Consider the following 22,787-nt stretch of genomic DNA (forward strand, 5'->3'; position numbering starts at 1 on the left):
GAGCGATTACTTCGGGTACAAGATCATTTGCGTGCAGCGGAACAGGGCGATGGTCTTGCCCGTGTCTTTGTGCACCACGGTGGCGTCCCACACCTGCGTGGTGCGGCCCATGTGGGCGGCCTTGGCGGTCACGGTGATGACGCCCTCGCGCGCTGTGCCGAGGTGGTTCGACTTCAGTTCCAGCGTGGTGAAATTCAGGGCGCCTTCCGGCAGGCTGGCGATGCAGCCATAGCCGCAGGCGGTGTCGGCCAGCGTGACCACGGTGCCGGCGTGCAGATAGCCGTTCGGCGCCAGGTGGTGCTGCGCCACAGTCAGTTCGGCGCTGGCCTCGCCCGGGGCGACGGCGGTGAAGTGGATGCCCATGTAGCCGGGCAGTTTGCCCGCGCCGAAGGCGTCGAGCTGCTCAATGTTAAATTTTGGTGCGTCCATAGCCTGTTCCATTTTGCCTTGTCATAGACGAATGATAGAGAAAGGTGGCTGGATTGTCGCTATTTTTACTGTCGGCTCCGCCAATTGCGTCCATATTGAAGCCTGGCCCACAACAGTAGTTTTTTTGCAAACCATGGATACTCGAGCTCCCCTCCATCCCGGCGCCATCGCCGTCTTCGGCGCCGGTTCGATCGGCGCCTACGTGGGCGGCGCGCTGCTGGGCGCGGGCGCCGGCGTGACCCTGCTGGGCCGGGCGCGCATGCGCCAGCGCATCGCCGAACACGGCTTGCACCTGACCGACCTGCAGGGCCGCGAACTGCTGCTGGACGGCGCCCGCGTGCCCTATGCGGACGACCCGGCCATGCTGGCCGCGCTATCCCAACCGGCGCTGATACTGGTGACGGTCAAGAGCGCCGATACGGCCGCCGCCGCCGAGGCCATCCGCGCCCACGCCCATCCGTCGGCGCTGGTGCTCAGCCTGCAAAACGGCGTCGGCAACGCCGCCACGCTGCGCCGCCTGCTGCCCGGCTGGACCGTGCTGGCCGGCATGGTGCCCTTCAACGTGGTGCAGATGCCGGACGGCCGCCTGCACCGGGGCACGGCCGGCGAGCTGATGGTGGAAGCGTCGCCCGCGCTGGCGCCCTGGCGGGCGGCGTTCCGGGCGGCTCATTTGCCGCTGGGCGAATGCGCGGACTTCGACGCCGTCCAGTGGGGCAAGCTGCTGATTAACCTGAACAATTCCGTCAACGCCCTGTCCGGCGTGCCGCTGGTGCAGCAGCTGCGCCAGCGCGGCTACCGGCGCTCGCTGGCGCTGATGGTGGACGAGGGCCGCGCCGTGCTGGCCAGGGCGGGCATCCAGCCGGCCAAGGTGGTCAGCGTGGGGCCGCGCGCCTTCTCGCTGATCCTGCGCCTGCCGGACGCGCTGTTCACGCGCGTGGCCGCGTCCATGCTGAAAATAGATCCGGAGGCGCGCTCCTCCATGTGGGAGGACTTGCAGGCGGGCCGCAAGACCGAGGTGCACTACCTGAACGGCGCCATCACGGCGCTGGCCGCATCCGTGGGCATGGACGCCCCGGTGAACCACCGCATGACGGAACTGGTCACGGCAGCGGAGGACGGCAAGCAAACCACCTTGAGCGCCATCGAGATGTACCGCGCCCTGTCCGCCGCCAAGGCCTAGCTATTTTTGGGGCCATTGTTTGCGAAAAGTGGTTTGCAATCATCCCGGCCGGAACGATACTCTAGTAATCGCCAATCCGACTCTACGAGAAACTGATGACTGCAGGAAGCAAAAATAGCGCTGCACCTGCCGTACCGCCCGACTCCGACGCCAGCTACGACGAATGGCTGGCCGCCGAAGTGGACGATGCCATCCATGATCCTCGTCCAAGTATTCCTAACGACGAGGTAAAGCGGTATTTTGCAGCCAAGCGCGAAGTTTTGAAAAAACGCATCAAAGGCGACTAGCCTTGAGGCTGCTCTGGAGGCCAATGGCATTGGCGGACCGCGAGCGCATTATGGACTTCATCGCCAGAGACAACCCTGCAGCGGCGCTCAAGCTGGATGAACTCATCGAGAAGAAAACTGATCAGCTAACCACTCAGCCGACGCTGTACAGAATCGGCCGCAAAGCGGGCACCCGCGAAATGGTCGTCCACCCGAACTATCTCGTCATCTACCGCATCCACAAAGGCTGTATCGAAATTCTCCGCGTAAAACATGCCGCAAAGAAGAGGCCGTGACACAGCGTCCACTCAAGCCCAGCTGATCGGCGTTTGGCCCTGGGCTGCGAGGTAGCTGTTGGCGCGGGAGAAGGGTTTGCTGCCGAAGAAGCCGCGGTAGGCGGACAGCGGCGAGGGGTGGGGCGAGGTGATGATGTGGTGCTTGCTGCCGTCGATCAGGGCCTGCTTGGCGATCGCGTAGCTGCCCCACAGCATGAACACCAGGTGCTCGCGCTCCTGCGACAGGCGGCGGATGGCGCTGTCGGTGAACTGTTCCCAGCCCTTGCGCGCGTGCGAACCCGCTTCGTGGGCGCGCACCGTCAGCACGCTGTTGAGCAGGAACACGCCTTGCTCCGCCCAGTCCGACAGGTCGGTGCGGCTGCGCGCCACGCCCAGGTCCTCTCCCAACTCCTTGAAGATGTTCTGCAGGCTCGGCTGCGGGCGGTTGCCTTCCGGGATGGAGAAGCAGAAGCCCTGCGCCGCGCCGGGCGTGTGGTAAGGATCCTGCCCGAGTATCACCACCTTGACGTCGTCGAAGGGTGTCAGCTCAAAGGCGCGGAAGATGCTGGCGTCGTCCGGGCAGCATGGCCCGGCCGCGTATTCATCCTTGACGAAAGCGTTCAGGGCCGCCCAGTAGGGCTGCCCGAACTGGTCTTGCAGCTGCGCCTCCCACGAGGGCGCGAGGCGCAGCGCGGCCATGCTTACACGGCTTCCAGTACGTTATGCGCCTGTTCGTCCGCATGGTAGGAGGAACGCACCATGGCGCCCACGGCCGCGTGCTTGAAGCCCATCTTGTACGCTTCTTCCTCGAACATCTTGAACACGTCCGGGTGCACGTAGCGGCGCACCGGCAGGTGGCTGTTGGACGGCGCCAGGTACTGGCCGATGGTCAGCATGTCGATGTCGTGCTCGCGCATGTCGCGCATCACCTGCAGGATTTCCTCGTCGGTCTCGCCCAGGCCCACCATGATGCCGGACTTGGTCTTCACGCCGGGATACATGGCCTTGAAGTCCTTGAGCAGCTTCAGCGAATGCATATAGTCCGAACCCGGACGCGCTTCCTTGTACAGGCGCGGCACGGTTTCCAGGTTGTGGTTCATCACGTCCGGCAGGCCGTTGGCGAAGATGTCCAGCGCCTTCTGCAGGCGGCCGCGGAAGTCCGGCACCAGCACTTCGATCTGGGTCTTGGGCGACAGTTCCTTGGTCTTGGTGATGCACTCGACAAAGTGCTGGGCGCCGCCGTCGCGCAGGTCGTCGCGGTCCACCGAGGTGATGACCACATAGCTCAGGCGCAGCTTGGCGATGGTGTTGGCCAGGTTTTGCGGCTCGTCCACGTCCAGCGGATCCGGACGGCCGTGGCCGACGTCGCAGAACGGGCAGCGGCGGGTGCATTTGTCACCCATGATCATGAAGGTGGCCGTGCCCTTGCCGAAGCATTCGCCGATGTTCGGGCAGCTCGCCTCTTCACACACGGTCACCAGCTTGTTCTCGCGCAGGATGTCCTTGATCTCGTAGAAGCGGGTCGATGCGGAGGCGGCCTTGACGCGGATCCACTCCGGCTTTTTCAGGCGCTCGATCTGCTCGATGGGCGTGATCTTGATCGGAATGCGCGAGGTCTTGCTGGCGCCTTTTTGCTTTTCGCTTGCGTTGTAAGCTGGGGCGGCGGGGGCGGTGCTGGAAGGGGTCTCGGTGGTCATAGGCTTAAATTGATACAGTAGTTTCTTCGGCGGGAACAGCTGCTTCCAGCAGCCGCACCAGTTCGTTGGCCAGCGCCAGCTGCACGTCGGCAAGCGGCGCTTCCACTCCCATGGAGCGCATGTCGATGGTTTCCAGTCCAGAATAGCCGCAAGGGTTAATCCAGGTGAACGGGGCCAGGTCCATACCCACATTCAGCGACACCCCATGGTAGGTGCAGCCGTTGCCGCGCACTTTCAGGCCGAGCGCGGCGATTTTGGCGCCCTTTTTCGGGCCGGCGGCAATATAAATGCCGGGCGCGCCCTCGACGCGTTCACCGCCGAGATTATACGCCTGCAGCACATTGATGATGGCTTGCTCGATTTTGTACACAAACTGGCGCGCATACAGCTTGCCGCCCGGCTTGTTGCGGCGCAGGTCCATCATCAGGTAAATCACCACCTGGCCGGGGCCGTGGTAAGTGACCTCGCCGCCGCGGTCGGTCTGCACCACCGGGATGGCGGCAGCACCGGCCAGCAGGTGGCCGCGGTCCGCCCCCAGGCCCAGCGTGAACACGGGCGGGTGCTCGACGATCCACAGCTCGTCTGGGGTTTCGGGCGTGCGCGCGTCCGTGAAGGCGCGCATGGCGGCGAAGGTGGGTTCGTACTCGGCTTGTCCGAGGTGGCGTATCAGTGCCGGGGCGATAGACATGCCGCCATTATAAGTCAGTGCTGAAATACTTTCTTGCCGTGCCTATTTTTTCGGCACCAGCGCCAGCCACTCCTGCACCGGCGCGCGCTGCCACTGGGCCTCGGCGTAGTCTTTCAGCTTCTGCGGCACCTCGTCGCCGCTTTTGATCAGGCGCATCAGCATGACGGCCAGGTCGGTGTCCGCCACGCACCAGCGGGTGAACAGGCTGGGGCCGTCCACCAGCTTGCTTGCGGCGCGTACCAGCTTGTCCGCCGCCGCGCGCGCTGCGGGCGACAGCGGCTGCGTGGCCGGCTCGTAGAACACGGTGATGGTGCTGCGTTCTTGACGGATAGGCATCAGATCGCTGCGCAGCCAGGCCTGGACCTGGCGCGCCAGCGCGCGGCGCTGCGCATTGCGCGGCAGCACGGCGTGGTATTCGGGCGCAGGAAACACTTCGTCCAGGTATTCGCTGATGGCGCTGGACTCGGTGAGCACGAAGCCGTTATGCACCAGCGCCGGCACGCGCGCGGTCAGCGCCAGGTCGCGGAAGGGCGGCTCCAGGTTGGCCCCGGCGTCCAGGTCCACGGTTTTCAGTTCGAAGGGCAGGCCTTTTTCCTTCAGCGTGACGAACACGGACAGGGCATAAGGGCTGGTGAACTGGCTGTCGACGTAGAGGGTGAGGCTCATGGTGCGCTCCGGCGCGGCAGCGCCATCTGGTTACATAACGATTTTTACCATCGGGTGAGCCGACAGTTCGGTGTACAGCGCGTCCAGCTGCGGGCGGCTGGTGGCGCGCACGGTGACGGTCAGGCCGGTGTAGTTGCCCTTGGCCGACGGCCGCTCTTCCATTTTGCCTTTGTGGAAGGTCGGGTCGTGCTTGATGACGACTTCCACGATGGTCGCCGCGAAGTCGATATGGGTCGGCCCCATCACTTTGATGGGGAAATCGCTCGGGTATTCGATGAGGGACTCGCCCGGTGGGATCGCTGTTGCCATGATAATTCCAGAAAATGAATGCCAGCCGGTATTGTAACGCGGTCACAATACCGGCGGCATGCATGGCCTGATTATGCCGTGGCGGTTTTACCGGACAGGCGCTGCAGGCGGGCCAGCGCGGACTCGCCGCCGGCGGCGCCCGGGTTGCTGACGGACTTGCGGATCGCGTCCAGCTCGGCGGCCTGGTCGTGCGGGCGCTGGCCGATGTCGGCCACGATCTTCATGCCGGCCGCTTCATTGCTCACGGCCTGGGCGCGGCGGGTCAGCGCGTTCAGGGCGCTGGAATTGCCCTGCAAGCCTTTCAGGCCGTTGAGCTGCTCCTGGCGCTCGCTGCGCACCTGCTGCAGGTCGCGCTGGGCGTTGGCTTGCGCCAGCGCTTGCAACGCCTTCTTGGCGGCGGCGTCGAAGTCGGCCAGCTGCTGCGACAGCGCGTCGACGATCTTCTGCAGCTCGTTCATATACTCCTCGGCGTCGGCCTGCTCCTGGATTTCCAGCGGCAGGCGCGCCTTGTTCGACTCCAGCTCGTCGCAGAACAGGTTGATGGTCGCTTCCGAGATGCGGCCCGAGGCCAGGCGTTCGCCCAGGGTTTCGGCGGCTTTTTCGTCGTTGGCGATCAGCTCTTGCAGCTTGACCACGTCCGCATGCTCCTTTTCAAAGGAGGAACGGGCGGCGGCCAGCTTCTGGGCCGTGGCGCGCAAGGTGTCGGCCAGGCGGTCGCGGTCGGCCTCGGTTGCCGTTTCGGGATCGAAATTGGCAATCGCTTCGGAGACGCGGTCGCCCAGGGCGCCGAAGTGTTTGGTAATCAGACGCGCGGTTAAACCCCAGCCATTCGAGTTGCTCATGTTGTCCTTCCTTTCGTTAAGATGGAACTGCCGTGTGCGCGCCGCCGTCCTTACTGGATGACGACACGTTCCTGCTCAACCGGTATGCCGATGACAAAGTCGACATGGATACCGCGTTTCCCTGCATCGCCGTTCACGCTGGCGAGTATTTCCGTCGTAATCAGCAAAAACTCCCGGCCCGCGCCGTTCAGCTCGCGGACATAGGGCATCAAATACATCTGCTGCTGCAAGCCGCCCATGCCGCCGGCGTCGTCGATGCGGGTTTCGGTGCCGTTGAACGGCGCCACGAATTCCGCGTCCGGGCTGCCGGCGTCGCGCTGGTAGACCAGGCCTTCCTCGCTGCCGAAGGCCAGTTCCAGGTCGCGCGGGTCCAGGCCACAATCGCCCAGCTGCCCGCGCCACAGGGTGTAGCTGGCGTCGCCCAGGCCGTAGCCCGCTTCGCCGGTGTAGGCTTCCTGGTCCTCCACCGTTTCCGGGATCACGCGGGCCAGCTGGGTGCAGTACAGGATCTCGGCCACCTGGCCCTGCTCGTTTACATACACTTGCAGGAACTTCTCGTCGTCCGCGTCGTCGCCCTTGTCCAGGTAGTAGCGGTACAGCTTGCCGGACAGGTTCAGCTTGATGCGCGAGATGGCCAGGATGCGGGTGTCGCTGCCGTTCGGCATGCGTATCAGCGAACCGGCGGTGCTGGCGCGCAGCAGCGGCGACTGCTGCAGGTTCACCACGCTGCCGATGCGCGCGCCCAGCGGCAACTGCTGGTCGGCCGGCGCTTCGGCCAGGCCGTGCCTGGTGGCGGCGCCGCGAACGTAATCGATTGCATCTTTCCAGCCCATCTCAATCTCCCAAAGTGTAGTTGCGGCCGGCTTTCGGCTTCATCAGCCTGCCGCGCAGCAGGCGCCAGCCGACGTAGCCCAGGCCGATCAGCAGCGCCCAGCCCAACCAGCCCAGGCCGCCCGATTCCTTCTTTGCCTGCCGGGCTTGCGCTGCCTCGGCGGCGTCCATGCCGGCGGTGTTGCCCGTGGCGGTAGCCGCCGCCGTGCCCGCCGCCGAACCGTCCCCGCTGGCCGGGTCCACCGGGCCGAGGGCGCCGATATCTGCCGGCACGTTGGACGGCGCGGGTGCCTGGACCGGGGCGCGGTTGGCGTGGGCCGGCGCGGTCAGGATCGAGCCCAGCACCGCGCCCGCCGCTGCGGCGCCGGCGGTGGCCAGGCGGCCATTGCGGTCGTAACCGCGCTGGTCATAGCCCCGGTTGTCGTAGCCGCGCTGGTCGTAGCCACGGTTGTCATACTGCGGCGCCTGCTGGCCGTATTGCGGCCCTTGCGGCTGGCGCGGCACCACCGGGTCCAGCGGCGGCAAAGTGCGCTGCTGGGCTTCGCGGGCGGCGCGGCGGCTGTCCATGGCGCGCAGCGCGTTTTCCTCGGCCTGGCGCTTCGACAAGTCCTGCGACATGGCGGACTGGTTGCGCGTGCCGGCGGCGCTGTCCGGCGCGCGGCGCGACGAACCGAAGGAGCCGAACGAGGTGTTGCCGCCCCGGCTGGCCGCGCTGTCCGCGCCGCCCGATTTGTTACTTGGGGCGGTGTTATTTCTTGCAGTGCTGCTCTTTTGCGACGAAAATCCGCTCTTGAACGAGCCGGAACTCTTGGCCGGGCGCGTGTCGGCATAGGCGCCGTTCATGGCCAGGGCCATCGACAAGGCCAGCGCTATTGCAGTGCGGAGAGACTTCTTCATTTCCCCAACCTCTCTAGTTGAATGAATAACAGCATAATGACCGTGGCATTTAAATGCATCGGTAAAAAAGGACACGCTTCACCATGACCCGCAAGTACTCAGACATGAACCAGCACGACGCGCTGTACACCGTGGCGCGCAGCTATCCGGGTGGAATCGACGCTTTGTCGCAAAGCATGGGGATTTCCGTGAACGTGCTGCGTAACAAATTGTCCCCGTCGATTGCATCGCATTACCCCTCCTTCGAGGAGGTGTCGGCCATCATAGAACTGTGCCAGAAAGCCGGCGTGAAGGACGCCCTGCTGCCCCTGCACGCCCTGCTGACACGGCATGGCATGGCCGCTTTCGTGGTGCCGGTGCCGGAGCAAGTGGCCAAGGACGACCTGTCGCAAACCGTGTGCAGGGTGATGAGCCAGGTGGGCGATGTGGCGGAGGCCGTTTCACAATCTTTACTAGATGGCAAGATTACACCAAGCGAGGCGGATTTGATAGAGCGCGAATTTCACGACGCGCTGTCGGCGCTGGGTGAATGGCGGGCGCGCATACGGCATCTGGCGGACGGTAAATAAAAAAAGAGCCGGCGGGTAGCCGGCTCGAAAAACTATTTTTTTATACAGCGGAAAAAAAAATAGTCGGGAACTTGTGACGAGGCCACTGTATGAAAAGTGGCCCCTAGTCGCCATCAAAATGTGATGAACTGCATAATTCGCGGCCTGGAAGTGCAAAATCCCGGCCTGAAACGCAGTGTGTTCCCGACATTATTCGCGCTGCCTGTGCTCATCCTTGTCACCGCCCCTGCGGCGGCCATTGTTGTTATCGTCGTCGCGCTGCTGCTGCGGCCTCGGCTGCGGCGCCTGCATTTGCGGCGGCGGCTGCGGACGGGGAGCCGGCTGGGCTTGCTGCGGCTGTGGCTGCGGAGGCTGGGCCACCGGCGCAGGCCGGGCGGCTTGCATATCGCGCTGTTCGCGCTGCGCCCGCTGCTGATCGCGTTGCTCCCGCTGTTCGCGCATGCGCTGCTCGGCCCCGTCGTCGCGCTGGCGGAACTGGGCCGCCGGCGACGGCGCAGCTTGCGCCGGCTGCGCAAATGGATGCTGCGCCGGTGGCTGCGGCTGGGCTTGCTGCTGCGGCTGCGGCTGGGCCTGCTGCTGCGCCTGGATCGACTGGCGGTTCCAGCGCTGGCCGGCTTCGCGGCGGTCATTCTCCTCGCGCGCCCGGCGGCGGTCCTCGTCGCCATTCCGGTCGGCCGCCTGCGGCGCGGCGGCCGGCGGCTGGGCGAACGGCATGGCCTGCTGCTGCGCCGGCGCGCGGTTCTGGCCGGGGTTGATGCTCATGCGCGGCTGGCGCTCAGCGGCGTTGTCGCGTTCATGATCGCGGTCGCGGCGGGTTTCGATCACGCGGCCCGGCGTCACCGCGCCCGGCCACACGCGGTTGGCCGGCATCGGCGCGGTCGACAGCGGCACATTGCGCGCGTCGTTCGGCGCCAGCGAAATACGCGGCGCCTTGCCCACATTCACGGTGCGGCGCGCATCGAACTGCTCGCGCGGCAAGACGGTCACGCCTTCGCGGCGCACTTCGCGCTGCGGCTTCCAGTGCACGCTGTTCTGGTGGCTCCAGCCCAGGCGGCGCTCATGCTCGGCCGACACGCGGTAGTTCGGCACAAAGCGGTCGCGCGGCGTGAGCGGATACCAGCCCACGCCGGGGCCGTTGCGGCGGTCGGCAAAGGCGACGCTCCAGTTGCTGCCGCCCACCCAGCCCACCAGCGCCGGCGCCCAGACAGGACGCGAGGTGATGCGGCCCGGCGCCCAGTACCAGCGCGCGTCCAGCATCACCCAGCGGCCGTAGTGCGAGGGCGCGTAGCCCCAGGGCGCGTCGTCCACCCAGGTCCAGCCCCACGGGTCCAGCCAGGTCCAGCGGCCGTCGCGGTAGGGCGCCCAGCCCACCGGCACCGAGCGGGGCGACCACAGCGGGCCGTAGTCCTCGCTCTCGCGCCAGCTGCCGTACTGGTCCAGTTCCTCGTAGCCGGTGACGTCCGCCGTCACATAGCGCAGCGACTGCGAGTTCTCGTCGCGCTTGTCGCGCGCCAGCACCCAGTCGTCAAAGCGGTCGCGCTGCGCCTGGCCGGTGCTGACCTGCTCGCCCTGCACCACGGCGCGTTTTCCCGCGCGCAGCGTGAGGGCGGCGCCGCCGCCGTCCACGCTGGCCGCGCCGGCCAGCACCGAGATCACGCTGGTGTCCGGCTGGCGCTCGCTGTCCACGCGCACCAGGCCCGGCTCCAGCATGGTGATGCGCGCTTGCGGCGTGTTCAGTTCAAAGTCGCCCAGCAGTTCGCCGCTGCGCAGGCGCACGCTGACGCTGCCGTAGTTCAGGCGCAGGCGCAGGCTGTCATCGTCCAGCGCCTCCACTTCCAGGCTGGAGTCGCCGTCCAGGCGGATGGCCGCCGAGCCGATGCGGAACTCCAGCCGCGAACCCGGCGCGGCCGTCACGCGGCTGCCGCCCGCCACGGGCCAGTTCAGCAGGTTGCCGCTGGCCTGCTCGCCGTCGGCCTCGACCGTAACCTGGCCCTCGGCGCTGGAAATGCGGCCCACGCGGGCAGGCGGATCGTCGCCGGCCAGCGCCAGCGAACTGACGGCGACCAGCGCGGTCAACAGGATCAGGTGTACGAATTTGCGGCCCATGGCGGCACTCCAGGATGTAATGAGTCTATTTAACGCCGCAATTGCGGTTCAGACGACGGCCGTTACAAATGTTTTCACATCCGTTCCACATCAGGCGTGGGCGCCGCCGCGCTTGACGAAGAACAGCGCCGCGCCGACCGCCATCAGCAGGCCGCCGAAAACGCGGTTCTGGCGCTTGACGGACTTGGCGTCGCGGAAGAAGCGCTGCATGGACGAGGCCAGGAAGGCGTAGCTGTGCATGACCACCAGGTCGATGGTGCACATGGTGGCGGCCAAAATCAGCAGTTGCGGCACGAGCGGGTGATCCTGGGCGATAAACTGCGGCAGCACGGCCACCATGAAAATGATGCCCTTGGGATTGGTGGCATTGGTCAGGAAGCCGGTCAACACGCGCTTTTGCAGCGAAGGCAGCACGGCCTTGGCCTGCGCGCCGTCCGCCGCCGCGTCCGCCCCGCCCGGCGCGGCCTGCACCTTGGCGCGCCACTGGCTGAAGCCGAGCCAGATCAGGTACAGCGCGCCCACGGTCTTCACCACATTGAAGGCCAGTTCGGACGCCAGCAGCAGCGAGCCCACGCCCGCGCCGGCAATGGCCAGCACCAGCAGCAAGCCCGCCTGCAGGCCGAGGATGGTGCCGCTGGCCTTGCGCACGCCGTAGGACAGGCCGTGCGACATGGACAGCACGGCGCCGGAACCGGGCGACACGGCAATGATGGAGGCGGCGATAACGAAGGTGATCCAGGTGCTGAAGGCCATGCTGAGTTCCCGAGCTGATTTTGCGAGCGGCCATTGTAGCGCGCCTGCGCGAACACTTGCTTACGGACAGTTGCTTATGAGGTAAGATTGGCGCTGCATCCACTCACACTACCGCGCCATGAACACTCCCGCTCCCGCATTCCTCGCCCCTGCCGCTCCGGAGGGCTGCTGAGATGGCCGGCACCAGTCTGCTGGCCCTGATCGACGATATCACCACCATCCTCGATGACGTGGCCGCCATGAGCAAAGTGGCGGCCAAGAAAACCGCCGGCGTACTGGGCGACGACCTGGCGCTGAACGCCCAGCAAGTGGCGGGCGTGAACGCCGACCGCGAACTGCCGGTGGTGTGGGCGGTGGCGCTCGGTTCGATGCGGAACAAGGCCATCCTGGTGCCTGCCGCACTGGCCATCAGCGCGTTCGCGCCCTGGGGCATCACGCCGCTGCTGATGGTGGGCGGCGCCTATCTGTGCTTCGAGGGCTTCGAGAAAATCGCCCACCCGCTGCTGCACGGCGGCCACGAGGACGAGCACCACCACGCAGAACTGGCGGCCGCCCTGGCCAATCCGGCGGTGGACATGGTGGCGCTGGAAAAGGACAAGATCAAGGGCGCCGTGCGCACCGACTTCATCCTGTCGGCCGAGATCATCGTGATTGCGCTGGGCACGGTGGCCGACGCGCCGTTCGCGCAGCAGGTGACGGTGCTGGCCGGCATCGCGGTGGCGATGACGGTGGGCGTGTACGGCATCGTGGCGGCCATCGTCAAGATGGACGACGCCGGCCTGTACCTGGCGCAGCGCCCCGGCGCGGGCGCCTTCACGGTGGGCCTGGGCCGCTTCCTGCTGTCGGCCGCGCCCAAGCTGATGAAGTTCCTGTCGGTGGCCGGCACGCTGGCCATGTTCATGGTGGGCGGCGGCATCCTGACGCACGGCATCCCCGGCGCGCACGACGTGATCCACCATGCGGCCGAGTTCATGGGCGCCACGCCGGGCGCCGGCGCGCTGCTCAAGGCGGTCACGCCGTCGCTGCTGGACGCGGTGGCCGGCGTGGTGGCCGGCGCCATCGTGCTGGCGGGCGTGACGATGGCGGGCCGTTTCTTGCGTTTGTTCAAGCGCTCGCACTGAAATTTCTGATTAGATACGGCATACCCAAGTCATACACCAGGAGGCTACATGAACAAGATTGCACCGCAACGTCCAACCGCCGCCTTCGTCGGCGCTTCGTGGGCCGCCCTGCTGGTGGGCGTGATCACCTATCTGGCCGGGCTGTGGAACGCCACCATGCAGCTCAACGAGAAGGGCTATTACTTCACGCTGCTGGCCTACGGCCTGTTCGCCGCCGTGTCGCTGCAAAAGTCGGTGCGCGACCGGCTCGAGGGCGTGCAGGTGACCAATCTGTATTTCGGCCTGTGCTGGATCTCGCTGCTGCTGGTGCTGCTGCTGTTGTCGGTGGGCCTGTGGAACGCCACGCTGGCCTCCAGCGAGAAGGGCTTCTACGCCATGTCCTTCGTGCTGAGCCTGTTCGCGGCGGTGGCGGTGCAGAAAAACGTGCGCGACAGCGCGGGCAGCGGCAGCGCCGCGCCGCAATCCGGCGACGCCTGATGGGCCAGGGCCAGGAACTAGGCTGCCTTGGCAGCCTTTTTCTTTTTCGGCGCCGGCAGCGGCAAGGCCGCCGCCGTGCGCCGCGCCAGTTCGGTGAGCCATTCGCGCTCGTCCCAGTAATCCCCCGAAATCAGAAACCAGGGCTTGGCCTGCGGGTAGGGCTGGGCCTCCTGCGGCGTGCCTATCCAGGCGCGGCTGGCCTCCACCGGCTTGATGAACAGCTGGTCGTCGCACACCAGGGCGAACATCTTGCCGTCGCAATAAATGGCGTACTCGCCGAACATCTTGCGCGCCGCCAGCGTGCCCGCGCCCGCCATCTGGTCCACCAGAAAATCCACCGTGCTTTGCTGCGACGCCATGCCGTCTTCTCCATCCCGATACTCGTGCGCCCATGCTAGCGGCTCCCGGAACTTTTTACCAGTTTCGCAGTCTCATCCTCGTAACCTGACGAGGAGGCCATCATGTCGGATTTAGACACACGTTTGGGCCTGGCCATGTCGGCGGCGCATATGGCCGTCTGGGACTCGGTGCTGGCCGATGGCAGCGTGGCCGGCAGCACGGTGTACTGGTCGGCCGACGGCGCCACTCTGCTGGGTCTGCCTGAAATCAAGCTTGAGCAGCCATTCTCCGCTTTTCTGCAGTTCGTCCATCCCGCCGACCGCGACGAGCTGTTCCACCGCATGCAGGATGCCGCCGACCGCTGCACCCCCTATGAACTCGAATACCGCGTGCAATGGCCGAACGGCAGCATGCACTGGCTGGCCGCCAAGGCCTGCGCGCAGTGCGACGAGCGCGGCCGGGCCGTGCGCACCCTGGGCGTCGTCTGGGACGTCACCCAGGCCAAGCTGCGGGAACTGGAGGCGGCGGCGCAGCGCGAACTGGCGGAGGTGACGCTGGCCTCGATCGGCGACGGCGTGGCCACCACCGACGCGCAGGGCAATACGCGCTTCATGAACCGCGTGGCCGAGCAGCTCACCGGCTGGAGCCGCGAGCTGGCCGTCGGCAAGCCCATCGAGCAGACGCTGAAGCTGGCCTACGAGCCGCTGGCGCCCGGCGCGGCGCCGCTGGCGCACAGCCAGGTGCGCGAGCCGGCCGGCAAGGACGAGCACGCGGCCAGGCGCTGCCTGCGCCTGCGCCAGTCCATCGGCGTGAGCAACGGCGCCCAGCTGATCACGCGCGACGGGCGCCAGATTCCCATCGAGGACTCGGCCTCGCCGATCTGGTCCGAAAGCGGCGAGATGCTGGGCGCGGTGCTGGTGTTCCGCGACGTGAGCCACGAGCGCAAGCTGACCCAGCAGCTTTCCTGGTACGCCAGCCACGACCCGCTCACCGGCCTGATCAACCGGCGCGAGTTCGAACAGCAGATCGCCGCCGCGCTGCACACGGCCAAGCACGACGGCCACTCGCACGCGCTGCTGTACATCGACCTGGACCAGTTCAAGATCGTCAACGACACCTGCGGCCACAGCGCCGGCGACGTGCTGCTGCAGCTGCTGGCCAAAATGCTGCAGGCCCAGCTGCGCGACAGCGACGTGCTGGCCCGCCTGGGCGGCGACGAGCTGGGCGTGCTGCTGCCGCACTGTCCGCCCGACCAGGCCATGCTGGTGGCGGACCAGCTGCGCCAGTCGATCAAGAACTTCCGCTTCGTATGGGACAGCCGCAGCTTCGACATCGGCGCCAGCATCGGCCTGGTGGAAGTGACGCACGACAGCAAATCGATGACGGAGCTGCTGATGGCGGCCGACCAGGCTTGCTACCTGGCCAAGGAGCACGGCCGCAACCGCGTGCACCTGTACATGGAATCGGACCTCAAGCTGGCCCAGCGGCAGGGCGAAATGCAGTGGGTGTCGCGCCTGAACGACGCCTTCGAGCACGACGCCTTCCGCCTGTACGCGCTGCCCATCGTGCCCCTGGCGGCGGCGCCCGGCGGCCAGCCGGACCAGCGGCGCCAGGCCGGGGAGGCGGCGCACGACGAAGTGCTGATACGCATCCAGAACGACGAAGGCGAGCTGATCCCGCCCGGCGCCTTCATCCCGGCCGCCGAGCGCTACGACTTGATGGTGGCGATCGACCGCTGGGTGATACGCGCCGTCTGCCGCTATATCCACGGCAGGCGCGTGGCCGGCCACCGAGCCGAGGCGCTCTATTCGGTCAACCTGTCCGGCTCCTCGCTCAACGACGAGGGCCTGCACGACTACATCCTCGATCAGTTTTCCGAATTCGGCATCGATCCTGCCGCCATCTGCTTCGAAATCACGGAAACGGCCGTCATCGCCAACCTGCCGCAGGCGCAGGCCTTCATGGCGCGCCTGAAGACGCTGGGCTGCCGCTTTTCGCTGGATGACTTCGGCAGCGGCCTGTCCTCCTTCGCCTACCTGAAGGCGCTGCCGGTGGACTACCTGAAAATCGACGGCATGTTTATCCGCGACATCAAGCAGAACACCATCAACTACGCGCTGGTGAAAGCGATCAACGAGGTCGGTCACGTGATGGGCATGCTGACCGTGGCCGAATACGTGGAGGACGAGGAAACCCTGGCGCTGGTGCGCCGCCTGGGCGTGGATTACGCCCAGGGCCACGCGGTGGGCACGCTGCGTCCGCTGCCGGCCGGCGCCAATTGAATCGGATGCGATGTATAATGGGTTTTCCACCGATAAGGAAAGCCCATGGATACCGTCCCTGCCCCCGCCGCCGCCCCAGACGACCTTGCCGTCGCCGACCTGCCGCTGGCCGACTACCTGTGCTTCGCCGTGTATTCGGCCAACCTGGCGTTCGGCAAGGCCTACAAGCCCATCCTGGACGTACTGGGGCTGACCTACACCCAGTACATCACCGTGATTGCGCTGTCCGAGCAAGAGAACCAGACCGTCAGCGGCCTGGGCGAAAAGCTGTTCCTGGAGTCCAATACGCTCACCCCCATCCTGAAGAAACTGGAGGCGATGGGCTATCTGACGCGCCAGCGCGCCACCGCCGACGAGCGCCAGGTCATCGTCAACCTGACCGAGGAAGGGCGGCAGCTGCGGCGCAAGGCGGCCGAGGGCAACAACCTGTTCCAGGCCTGCGGCCTGTCGGCCCAGGAGTTTCCAAAAATGCAAAAAAGCGTGGTGGCCCTGCGCGACAGCCTGCTCAAGTCCCTACCGGGAAAGTGAGCCCGGCGCAATCCGGCCATTTTTGATCTACATCAATAAATTTGTCCGCCGCTCTCCGTACACTGGCTATATGTCTTGCGATACAGCAAGAAAAACAGCCAGCAGGAGAGCACCGTGCGCACCAATTTACCCGTCACCAACCGCGAAGTCGAACTTGCAGACGACCAGGCCATCGTCTCGAAAACCGACCTGAGCGGCAATATCGTCTACGTCAATCCCTACTTCGTCCAGATCAGCGGTTTCAGCGAGCAGGAGCTGATCGGCGCGCCGCAGAACATCGTGCGCCATCCGGACATGCCGCCGCAGGCCTTCGCCGACCTGTGGAGCTCGATCCGCGCAGGCATGCCGTGGACCGGCATGGTGAAGAACCGCTGCAAGAACGGCGACTACTACTGGGTCAAGGCGAATGTGACGCCGATCCGCGAGGACGGCCAGACGCTGGGCTATATGTCGGTGCGCACCCGCGCCACCCGCGCCCAGGTGCAGGAAGCGGAGCAGGCCTACCGCCAGATCCGCGAGGGCGGCGCCACGGCGGGCCTGACGATCAAGAACGGCCAGCTGATCCGCACCGGCGTGGCGCACTGGCTGGCGCGCCTGAGCCATTCCTCGCTGGCCACCCGCATCTGGGCCGCCACCAGCGGCGTCAACACGCTGCTGCTGTTCGTCTGCCTGGCCAGCCTGTTCGGCGAGGGCGCCTCGGCGCTGACGCGCTACAGCATCTTCGGCGCCACCTTCATCGGCCTGCTGGTCAATGTCTTCCTGTGGTACACCCTGCGCACCAGCGTGATACAGCCGCTGAAGCAGGCGCTGCAAGGCGCGCGCTCGATTGCGGCGGGCGACCTGTCGAGCACCTTTGAAACCCACGCCACCGACGAAGTGGGCCAGCTGCTGCGCGCGCTGCAGCAAATGAACAGCAACCTGATCGCCACCATCCGCGACGTTCGCGTCAATGTGGAGACCATGGCCGTGGCCACGCGCCAGATCGCCGCCGGCAACGCCGACCTGTCCGGCCGCACCGAAGCGCAGGCCGCCAGCCTGGAGCAAACCGCCTCCAGCATCGAGGAATTCGCCTCGACCGTGAAACAGAACGCCGACAACTCGGTGCAGGCCAATGAGCTGGCGCTGGCCGCCTCCAACGTGGCGGAAGAGGGCGGCGAAATCGTGGCCGACGTGATCGCCACCATGGACGACATCAACGCCTCCTCGCGCAAGATCGTGGACATTATCGGCCTGATCGAGGGCATCGCCTTCCAGACCAACATCCTGGCGCTGAACGCGGCGGTGGAAGCGGCCCGCGCCGGCGAGCAGGGACGCGGCTTCGCCGTGGTGGCGGGCGAGGTGCGCAACCTGGCGCAGCGCTCGTCGGTGGCGGCCAAGGACATCAAGCAGCTGATCGACGTTTCGGTGGGCAAGGTCAGCGCCGGCATGACGCAGGTGCACCGCGCCGGCGCCACCATGGAGCAGGTGGTCAGCTCGGTCAAGCAGGTGACGGCCATCATGCACGAGATCTCGGTGGCCTCGCGCGAACAAAGCATAGGCGTGGACCAGGTGAACCAGGCCATCGCCCATATGGACCAGGTGACGCAGCAGAACGCGGCGCTGGTGGAGGAAGCGGCGGCGGCGGCCAACAGCCTGGCGGTGGAAGCGGGCGGCCTGAAACAGGCGGTGAGCCTGTTCAAGTTCGGCAAGCGCGCGCTGCCTGAACAACGCAGCAAGGTCAGCCCGATCCGCGAGCGGAACAGCAACAAGGGCAGCGGCGCCAAGCGCCTGGCCGCATAAGCGAGGTGGAAGCCATGCCACTCACCACCGCCGCCATGCCGCTGCAGTTCGACGCCGCCACCATCACCCGGCTGAGCACCTCCGGGCCGCGCTACACCTCCTACCCGACAGCCGACCGCTTCAACCCGGACTTCGGCTACGGCAGCTACCTGGAAGCCGTGGCGGGACAGAAGATGCGCGGCGGCGGGCGCGGCCCGCTGTCGCTGTACGTGCACATTCCGTTCTGCGACACGGTCTGCTACTACTGCGGCTGCAACAAGATCGTCACCAAGGACCGCAGCAAGGCGGCCACCTACCTGAGCTATCTGAAGCAGGAAATCGGCATGCAGGGCAAGCTGTTCTCCGGCATGAACCAGCTCGCCCAGTTGCACTTCGGCGGCGGTACGCCGACCTATCTGAGCGACCGCCAGATGGAGGAGCTGATGGCCCACCTGCGCGAGAACTTCGCGTTCGCGCCGGACGAGGAGGGCGAATATTCGATCGAGATCGATCCGCGCACCGTGTCGCGCGATCGCGTGCACTCGCTGCGCGCGCAAGGCTTCAACCGGGTCAGCCTGGGCGTGCAGGACTTCGACCCCGACGTGCAGAAGGCCGTCAACCGCATCCAGCCGGAAGCGGAAACGCTGGCCGTGATGCAGGCCGCGCGCGACGCGGGCTTCCGCTCCATCAGCATAGACCTGATCTACGGCCTGCCGAAGCAGACCCTGGACACCATGCGCCAGACCATGGCCAAGGTGATCGCGGCCGGCCCGGACCGCATTGCGCTGTACAACTACGCGCACCTGCCGCACCTGTTCAAGCCGCAGCGCCGCATCCTTGATGCCGACCTGCCGCCGGCCAACGTCAAGCTGGACATGCTGGCCCTGTGCATCCGCGAACTGACCGCGGCCGGCTACGTGTATATCGGCATGGACCATTTCGCCAAGCCGGACGACGACCTGGCCGTGGCCCAGCGCCAGGGCCGTTTGCACCGCAACTTCCAGGGCTATTCCACGCACGCGGAAGCGGACCTGGTGGCGGTGGGCGTATCGGCCATCGGCTCGGTGGGCAGCACCTACAGCCAGAACGAAAAAACGCTGGACGCCTACTACGAAAAACTGGACCAGGGCAGCTTGCCCGTGGCGCGCGGCATCAAGCTCAATACGGACGACCTGCTCAGGCGCCTGGTGATTCAAAAGCTGATGTGCAATTTTGAATTGTCGATCGCCTCCATCGAACTGGCCTACCCGCTGCGCTTCGCGGACTACTTCGCCGCCGAGCTGGAACAGCTGCGCGCGCTGGAGCAGGAGGGGCTGGTCTCCATCGACAGCGAATGGCTGTCGGTGACGCTGAAAGGCCGCCTGGTGGTGCGCAATATCTGCATGGTGTTCGACCGCTACCTCGGCATGCCGCGCGCGCAGGACCAGGGCGCCGCCAATGTCCAGCCGCTGCGCTACTCGAAGACCATCTGAAGCGGAAATGACACTGCCATGAACGGCTTGAACCTGCTGCCGGTATTCCTGGTCGGCCTGGCCGGCAGCGTGCATTGCGCCGGCATGTGCGGCGGCATAGTCAGCGCGCTGACCGCCATGCCGTCAGGCCGGCGCGTGATTCCCATCGCGCCCGCCGTGCACGGCACGGCGCTGCGCATGGCTGCCTACAACGCCGGGCGCATAGGCAGCTATATGCTGGCCGGCGCCGTTGCGGGCGGACTGGCCGGGGGCGCGGCCAGCCTGGCGCAAATCGCGCACTGGCAGAACGCCGCCTTCGGGCTGGCCAACCTGATGCTGGTCGCCCTCGGCCTTTACCTGATGAACGCCTGGCGCGGCCTGGCGCGCGTGGAAAGCGCGGGCGGCGCATTGTGGCGGCGCATACAGCCGCTGCTGCGCCCCCTGATGCCGATGGACACGCCGCTGAAAGCCCTCTGCCTGGGCGGCCTGTGGGGCTGGGTGCCCTGCGCCATGGTCTACAGCATGCTGCTGACCGCCGCCCTGAGCGGCTCGGCCGTGCAGGGCGCCGCCGTGATGCTGGCCTTCGGCCTCGGCACCCTGCCCATGCTGACGGCGCTTGGCCTGCTGGGCGCGCAAGTGCGGCAAGGACTGCAGCGGCCAGCGGTTCGCACCGCCTGCGGCCTGCTGGTACTCGCCTTCGGCCTACTGGGCCTGCTGCGCGCCAGCGGCGCCGCATCGCCGCTGCTGCAGGCGCTCGGCATGCCGGATGCCATCGCGGCCCACGGCTGGATGGACGCCCTGTGCGTCGGAGCCCGGCCATGACCCATCCTGTGCATGCCGCAGCGCATACCGCAACAACGGCCGCGTGGACTTCTCCCCAGCCCGCCCACTGCTACCACTGCGGCCTGCCGCTGGGTGGCGGCGAACGCTGGCCGGCGCTGATAGACGGGGTTGAGCATGATATGTGCTGCCCCGGCTGCGCCGCCGTCGCCCAGGCCATCTCCGACGCCGGCCAGTCGTCCTACTACCGCGAACGCAGCGGCTACGCAGCTACCGCCGCGCAAGCCAGCCTTGCGCCGCCCGAACTGGCTCTGTACGACAACGCCGATCCCCGCTTCGCCGCGCGCGACGGCAACCCGGCCGACTCCGAAGCAACCCTGCTGGTGGAAGGCATACGCTGCGCAGCCTGCGTGTGGCTGATCGAACGCCGCCTGATGCAGCTGCCCGGCGTGCAGCACGCCAGCATGAACGTGGCCACCGAGCGCCTGCAAGTGCGATGGCACAAGGACCGCTGCCAGCCCGCCGACATACTCGGCGCGCTGCACGCCATCGGCTACCAGGCCTGGCCCTACGACGCGGCCCGCCACAGCAAGCAATTGCAGCAGGCCGGCCGCACGCTGGGCCGCCAGCTGTTCGTGGCCGGCCTGTCCATGATGCAGGTGATGATGTACGTCGCCCCCGCCTACCTGGCCGAAGACGGCACGCTGGACGACAGCATGGCCGCGCTGATGCAGTGGGCCAGCCTGCTGCTCACGCTGCCCGCCGTTTGCTACTCGGCGCTGCCCTTCTTCCGTGGCGCGTGGAACAGCCTGCGCGCCCGCGCCCTCGGCATGGACCTGCCGGTGGCGCTGGGCATCGCCGCCGCCTTTGGCGCCAGCTGCATCGCCACCTGGCGCGGACACGGCGACGTGTACTACGACTCCGTGACCATGTTCATCTTCCTGCTGCTGTGCAGCCGCTACCTGGAACTGGCTGCGCGGCGCAAGGCATCCGCCGCGCTGGAACGCATGCAGCACGGCCTGCCCGCTTCCGCCACGCGCCTGCCGGACTGGCCGCTCGGACGCGGCGGCAGCACCGTGGCCGCCTCGGCGCTGCGCGCCGGCCATTTCATCCTGGTCAAACCCGGCGAAGCCTTTGCCGCCGACTGCGAGATCGTCGAAGGCCAGACCTCGGTCGACCTGTCGCTGCTGACCGGCGAGAGCGCGCCGCAGCACCGGGCGCCGGGCGCCAGCGTGCCGGGCGGCGCCATCAACGCCAGCGCCGTGGTGGTGGCGCGCGTGGACAAACCCGCCAGCGACAGCACGCTCTCGGGCCTGCTCAAGCTGATCGAAGGCGCGGGCGCTGAAAAGCCGCAGCTCGCGCAGTGGGCGGACCGCGCGGCCTCGCGCTTCGTGGCTGGCCTGCTGCTGTTCGCGCTGACGGCCTTCGCCTGGTGGAGCTGGCATGACGCGGCTCGCGCCTGGCCCGTGGCGATCGCGGTGCTGGTGGTGTCCTGCCCTTGCGCGCTGTCGCTGGCCACGCCGTCCGCGCTGGCCGCCGCCACCGGCCGCCTGCTGGGCAAGGGCGTGCTGATCGTGCGCCCCCACGTGCTGGAAACGCTGCACCGCGCCACCCATATCGTGTTCGACAAGACCGGCACGCTCACGCAAGGCAGGCCCACGGTGCAGCGCATCGATGCGCTCGGCGGCACCGCCGCCAGCGCCGCGCTGCAAGTGGCCGCCGCGCTGGAAGCGAACAGCGTGCACCCGATCGGCCGTGCGCTGCTGGCGGCGGCGGGCGAAGCGGCCGTCATGGCGCGCTGGAACGCCACAGACGTGCAGGAGTTGCCGGGCCAGGGCCTGGAAGGCACGGTGCAAGGCATACGCTACCGGCTGGGCAACGCAACCTTTGTGGCCGGCATTGCGGGCGCCGCCATGCTGGCCACGCCCCCTGGCGACAGCGACGGCGACGGCACTCCCGTGTACCTGGGCAGCGGCGGCGCGTGGATTGCGCGCTTCCTGCTCTGCGACGCGCTGCGACCGGACGCGCAAGCCACCGTCGACTATTTCCGCGCGCAGGGCAAGCAGCTGGTGCTGCTCAGCGGCGACGGCGAAGCGCTGACGCTGCGCGTAGCGCGCAGCCTGGACATCCCCTTGGCCAGCGGCGAATTCCTGCCGCAGCAAAAGCTGGCCTATGTACAGGAGCTGCAGCAGGAGGGGGCGGTGGTGGCGATGGTGGGCGACGGCATCAACGACGCCGCCGTGCTGAGCGCGGCCGACGTCTCCTTCGCCATGGGCAGCGGCGCGGCGCTGGCGCAAGCCCACGCAGACACGGTGCTGATGAACGGCCAGCTCGGCGCCGTGGCCGACACCGCGCGCACCGCCGCGCGCACCATGGCCGTGATGCGCCAGAACCTGGCCTGGGCCACGCTGTACAACCTCACGGCCATCCCGGCCGCCGCGCTGGGCTATCTGAACCCCTGGCTGTCCGGCGCGGGCATGGCCCTCAGTTCCGCCGTGGTGGTCCTCAACGCGCTGCGGCTGCGTAATGAAAAAGGATAGACT

24 protein-coding genes are annotated in these 22,787 nt (G+C 66.8%); 12 read left to right on the forward strand and 12 right to left on the reverse strand.

Annotation, left to right across the window (positions count from 1 at the left end):
• Positions 1 to 6 precede the first annotated feature (6 nt).
• Entirely contained in the window at positions 7 to 441 is a 435-nt protein-coding gene (locus KT882_RS01205; protein WP_223149283.1) for a PaaI family thioesterase, read from the reverse strand.
• 121 nt (positions 442 to 562) lie between these two features.
• On the opposite strand from KT882_RS01205, the gene KT882_RS01210 reads away from it, so the two are divergent.
• The 3 genes from KT882_RS01210 (at position 563) to KT882_RS01220 (ending at position 2,171) form a co-directional block, all read left to right on the forward strand.
• Complete coding sequence (locus KT882_RS01210) at positions 563 to 1,609, forward strand: 2-dehydropantoate 2-reductase (RefSeq protein ID WP_228894162.1); 1,047 nt, start codon at positions 563 to 565, stop codon at positions 1,607 to 1,609.
• Positions 1,610 to 1,704: 95 nt separating this feature from the next.
• The gene (locus KT882_RS01215; protein ID WP_161070330.1) at positions 1,705 to 1,896 is read left to right on the forward strand and encodes an antitoxin PaaA2 family protein; all 192 of its coding nucleotides are present in this window, start codon (positions 1,705 to 1,707) and stop codon (positions 1,894 to 1,896) included.
• A 2-nt stretch (positions 1,897 to 1,898) separates the two neighbouring features.
• Complete coding sequence (locus KT882_RS01220) at positions 1,899 to 2,171, forward strand: type II toxin-antitoxin system RelE/ParE family toxin (RefSeq protein WP_260048236.1); 273 nt, start codon at positions 1,899 to 1,901, stop codon at positions 2,169 to 2,171.
• A gap of 12 nt (positions 2,172 to 2,183) precedes the next feature.
• Here KT882_RS01220 and KT882_RS01225 read toward each other — a convergent pair whose 3' ends face one another.
• The 8 genes from KT882_RS01225 to KT882_RS01260 all read right to left on the reverse strand — a co-directional run bounded on the left by KT882_RS01225 (position 2,184) and on the right by KT882_RS01260 (position 8,080).
• Positions 2,184 to 2,849 carry a uracil-DNA glycosylase gene (locus tag KT882_RS01225; RefSeq protein ID WP_161070328.1) on the reverse strand — a complete coding sequence of 222 codons (666 nt, stop codon included), beginning with the start codon at positions 2,847 to 2,849 and terminating at the stop codon, positions 2,184 to 2,186.
• Positions 2,850 to 2,851: 2 nt separating this feature from the next.
• Entirely contained in the window at positions 2,852 to 3,847 is a 996-nt protein-coding gene (gene lipA, locus KT882_RS01230) for a lipoyl synthase (protein ID WP_161070327.1), read from the reverse strand.
• Positions 3,848 to 3,851: 4 nt separating this feature from the next.
• A complete protein-coding gene (lipB, locus tag KT882_RS01235) occupies positions 3,852 to 4,535 on the reverse strand; it encodes a lipoyl(octanoyl) transferase LipB (protein ID WP_161070326.1) in 684 nt (227 codons plus the stop codon).
• 42 nt (positions 4,536 to 4,577) lie between these two features.
• Positions 4,578 to 5,201 carry a glutathione transferase gene (gene yfcF / locus KT882_RS01240; protein ID WP_228894163.1) on the reverse strand — a complete coding sequence of 208 codons (624 nt, stop codon included), beginning with the start codon at positions 5,199 to 5,201 and terminating at the stop codon, positions 4,578 to 4,580.
• A 30-nt stretch (positions 5,202 to 5,231) separates the two neighbouring features.
• Entirely contained in the window at positions 5,232 to 5,510 is a 279-nt protein-coding gene (locus KT882_RS01245; protein ID WP_161070324.1) for a DUF493 family protein, read from the reverse strand.
• A gap of 71 nt (positions 5,511 to 5,581) precedes the next feature.
• Positions 5,582 to 6,352: a hypothetical protein gene (locus tag KT882_RS01250; RefSeq protein ID WP_161070323.1), complete on the reverse strand. Its 771-nt coding sequence runs from the start codon at positions 6,350 to 6,352 to the stop codon at positions 5,582 to 5,584.
• 50 nt (positions 6,353 to 6,402) lie between these two features.
• Positions 6,403 to 7,185 carry a DUF2491 family protein gene (locus KT882_RS01255; protein ID WP_161070322.1) on the reverse strand — a complete coding sequence of 261 codons (783 nt, stop codon included), beginning with the start codon at positions 7,183 to 7,185 and terminating at the stop codon, positions 6,403 to 6,405.
• Position 7,186: 1 nt separating this feature from the next.
• The gene (locus KT882_RS01260) at positions 7,187 to 8,080 is read right to left on the reverse strand and encodes a hypothetical protein (protein ID WP_161070321.1); all 894 of its coding nucleotides are present in this window, start codon (positions 8,078 to 8,080) and stop codon (positions 7,187 to 7,189) included.
• A gap of 83 nt (positions 8,081 to 8,163) precedes the next feature.
• Here KT882_RS01260 and KT882_RS01265 point away from each other — a divergent pair, with 83 nt between their 5' ends.
• On the forward strand, positions 8,164 to 8,649 hold the full coding sequence (locus tag KT882_RS01265; protein ID WP_161070320.1) for a phage regulatory CII family protein: 486 nt from the start codon (positions 8,164 to 8,166) through the stop codon (positions 8,647 to 8,649).
• Between the two features lie 189 nt (positions 8,650 to 8,838).
• Here the strand turns inward: KT882_RS01265 and KT882_RS01270 are convergent, their stop codons facing one another.
• Together KT882_RS01270 and KT882_RS01275 are read right to left on the reverse strand one after the other, a co-directional pair.
• Positions 8,839 to 10,755, reverse strand: a complete 1,917-nt coding sequence (locus tag KT882_RS01270) for a DUF6600 domain-containing protein (protein WP_161070319.1) — start codon at positions 10,753 to 10,755, stop codon at positions 8,839 to 8,841.
• A 90-nt stretch (positions 10,756 to 10,845) separates the two neighbouring features.
• Entirely contained in the window at positions 10,846 to 11,508 is a 663-nt protein-coding gene (locus tag KT882_RS01275; protein ID WP_161070318.1) for a LysE family transporter, read from the reverse strand.
• A 173-nt stretch (positions 11,509 to 11,681) separates the two neighbouring features.
• Between KT882_RS01275 and KT882_RS01280 the strand changes: the two genes are divergently transcribed.
• Both KT882_RS01280 and yiaA read left to right on the forward strand, forming a co-directional pair.
• Positions 11,682 to 12,629: a DUF808 domain-containing protein gene (locus tag KT882_RS01280; RefSeq protein WP_228894164.1), complete on the forward strand. Its 948-nt coding sequence runs from the start codon at positions 11,682 to 11,684 to the stop codon at positions 12,627 to 12,629.
• Between the two features lie 48 nt (positions 12,630 to 12,677).
• Positions 12,678 to 13,106, forward strand: coding sequence for an inner membrane protein YiaA (yiaA, locus tag KT882_RS01285; protein WP_161070316.1), 429 nt, complete (start codon positions 12,678 to 12,680; stop codon positions 13,104 to 13,106).
• Between the two features lie 17 nt (positions 13,107 to 13,123).
• Here the strand turns inward: yiaA and KT882_RS01290 are convergent, their stop codons facing one another.
• Complete coding sequence (locus tag KT882_RS01290) at positions 13,124 to 13,465, reverse strand: TfoX/Sxy family protein (RefSeq protein WP_161070315.1); 342 nt, start codon at positions 13,463 to 13,465, stop codon at positions 13,124 to 13,126.
• Positions 13,466 to 13,567: 102 nt separating this feature from the next.
• Here KT882_RS01290 and KT882_RS01295 point away from each other — a divergent pair, with 102 nt between their 5' ends.
• The 6 genes from KT882_RS01295 (at position 13,568) to KT882_RS01320 (ending at position 22,784) form a co-directional block, all read left to right on the forward strand.
• Positions 13,568 to 15,727 (forward strand): EAL domain-containing protein, encoded by a 2,160-nt coding sequence (locus tag KT882_RS01295; protein ID WP_228894165.1) that lies wholly within the window; start codon positions 13,568 to 13,570, stop codon positions 15,725 to 15,727.
• Between the two features lie 45 nt (positions 15,728 to 15,772).
• Complete coding sequence (locus tag KT882_RS01300) at positions 15,773 to 16,255, forward strand: MarR family winged helix-turn-helix transcriptional regulator (protein WP_161070313.1); 483 nt, start codon at positions 15,773 to 15,775, stop codon at positions 16,253 to 16,255.
• Positions 16,256 to 16,369: 114 nt separating this feature from the next.
• Positions 16,370 to 18,034, forward strand: coding sequence for a methyl-accepting chemotaxis protein (locus tag KT882_RS01305; RefSeq protein WP_161070312.1), 1,665 nt, complete (start codon positions 16,370 to 16,372; stop codon positions 18,032 to 18,034).
• Between the two features lie 14 nt (positions 18,035 to 18,048).
• Positions 18,049 to 19,485 (forward strand): oxygen-independent coproporphyrinogen III oxidase, encoded by a 1,437-nt coding sequence (gene hemN, locus KT882_RS01310; RefSeq protein ID WP_228894166.1) that lies wholly within the window; start codon positions 18,049 to 18,051, stop codon positions 19,483 to 19,485.
• Positions 19,486 to 19,503: 18 nt separating this feature from the next.
• Positions 19,504 to 20,286 (forward strand): sulfite exporter TauE/SafE family protein, encoded by a 783-nt coding sequence (locus KT882_RS01315; RefSeq protein ID WP_228894167.1) that lies wholly within the window; start codon positions 19,504 to 19,506, stop codon positions 20,284 to 20,286.
• The gene (locus KT882_RS01320) at positions 20,283 to 22,784 is read left to right on the forward strand and encodes a heavy metal translocating P-type ATPase (RefSeq protein ID WP_228894168.1); all 2,502 of its coding nucleotides are present in this window, start codon (positions 20,283 to 20,285) and stop codon (positions 22,782 to 22,784) included. Before KT882_RS01315 ends, KT882_RS01320 begins: the two co-directional genes overlap by 4 nt.
• Positions 22,785 to 22,787 lie beyond the last annotated feature (3 nt).

Origin of the sequence: Pseudoduganella aquatica, from assembly GCF_020865585.1 — a bacterium.
In the GTDB taxonomy this organism is placed as follows: domain Bacteria; phylum Pseudomonadota; class Gammaproteobacteria; order Burkholderiales; family Burkholderiaceae_D; genus Rugamonas; species Rugamonas aquatica_A.

Bases quoted from the DNA above. Each gene is read 5' to 3' on its own strand.
- KT882_RS01255 (WP_161070322.1), bottom strand. From the start codon at position 7,185: ATGGGCTGGAAAGATGCAATCGATTACGTTCGCGGCGCCGCCACCAGG.
- KT882_RS01270 (WP_161070319.1), bottom strand. From the start codon at position 10,755: ATGGGCCGCAAATTCGTACACCTGATCCTGTTGACCGCGCTGGTCGCC.
- lipA (WP_161070327.1), bottom strand. From the start codon at position 3,847: ATGACCACCGAGACCCCTTCCAGCACCGCCCCCGCCGCCCCAGCTTAC.
- KT882_RS01215 (WP_161070330.1), top strand. From the start codon at position 1,705: ATGACTGCAGGAAGCAAAAATAGCGCTGCACCTGCCGTACCGCCCGAC.
- KT882_RS01210 (WP_228894162.1), top strand. From the start codon at position 563: ATGGATACTCGAGCTCCCCTCCATCCCGGCGCCATCGCCGTCTTCGGC.
- KT882_RS01300 (WP_161070313.1), top strand. From the start codon at position 15,773: ATGGATACCGTCCCTGCCCCCGCCGCCGCCCCAGACGACCTTGCCGTC.
- KT882_RS01315 (WP_228894167.1), top strand. From the start codon at position 19,504: ATGAACGGCTTGAACCTGCTGCCGGTATTCCTGGTCGGCCTGGCCGGC.
- KT882_RS01295 (WP_228894165.1), top strand. From the start codon at position 13,568: ATGTCGGATTTAGACACACGTTTGGGCCTGGCCATGTCGGCGGCGCAT.
- yfcF (WP_228894163.1), bottom strand. From the start codon at position 5,201: ATGAGCCTCACCCTCTACGTCGACAGCCAGTTCACCAGCCCTTATGCC.
- yiaA (WP_161070316.1), top strand. From the start codon at position 12,678: ATGAACAAGATTGCACCGCAACGTCCAACCGCCGCCTTCGTCGGCGCT.
- KT882_RS01265 (WP_161070320.1), top strand. From the start codon at position 8,164: ATGACCCGCAAGTACTCAGACATGAACCAGCACGACGCGCTGTACACC.
- KT882_RS01245 (WP_161070324.1), bottom strand. From the start codon at position 5,510: ATGGCAACAGCGATCCCACCGGGCGAGTCCCTCATCGAATACCCGAGC.
- KT882_RS01275 (WP_161070318.1), bottom strand. From the start codon at position 11,508: ATGGCCTTCAGCACCTGGATCACCTTCGTTATCGCCGCCTCCATCATT.
- KT882_RS01320 (WP_228894168.1), top strand. From the start codon at position 20,283: ATGACCCATCCTGTGCATGCCGCAGCGCATACCGCAACAACGGCCGCG.
- hemN (WP_228894166.1), top strand. From the start codon at position 18,049: ATGCCACTCACCACCGCCGCCATGCCGCTGCAGTTCGACGCCGCCACC.
- KT882_RS01225 (WP_161070328.1), bottom strand. From the start codon at position 2,849: ATGGCCGCGCTGCGCCTCGCGCCCTCGTGGGAGGCGCAGCTGCAAGAC.
- KT882_RS01205 (WP_223149283.1), bottom strand. From the start codon at position 441: ATGGAACAGGCTATGGACGCACCAAAATTTAACATTGAGCAGCTCGAC.
- lipB (WP_161070326.1), bottom strand. From the start codon at position 4,535: ATGTCTATCGCCCCGGCACTGATACGCCACCTCGGACAAGCCGAGTAC.
- KT882_RS01260 (WP_161070321.1), bottom strand. From the start codon at position 8,080: ATGAAGAAGTCTCTCCGCACTGCAATAGCGCTGGCCTTGTCGATGGCC.
- KT882_RS01280 (WP_228894164.1), top strand. From the start codon at position 11,682: ATGGCCGGCACCAGTCTGCTGGCCCTGATCGACGATATCACCACCATC.
- KT882_RS01290 (WP_161070315.1), bottom strand. From the start codon at position 13,465: ATGGCGTCGCAGCAAAGCACGGTGGATTTTCTGGTGGACCAGATGGCG.
- KT882_RS01250 (WP_161070323.1), bottom strand. From the start codon at position 6,352: ATGAGCAACTCGAATGGCTGGGGTTTAACCGCGCGTCTGATTACCAAA.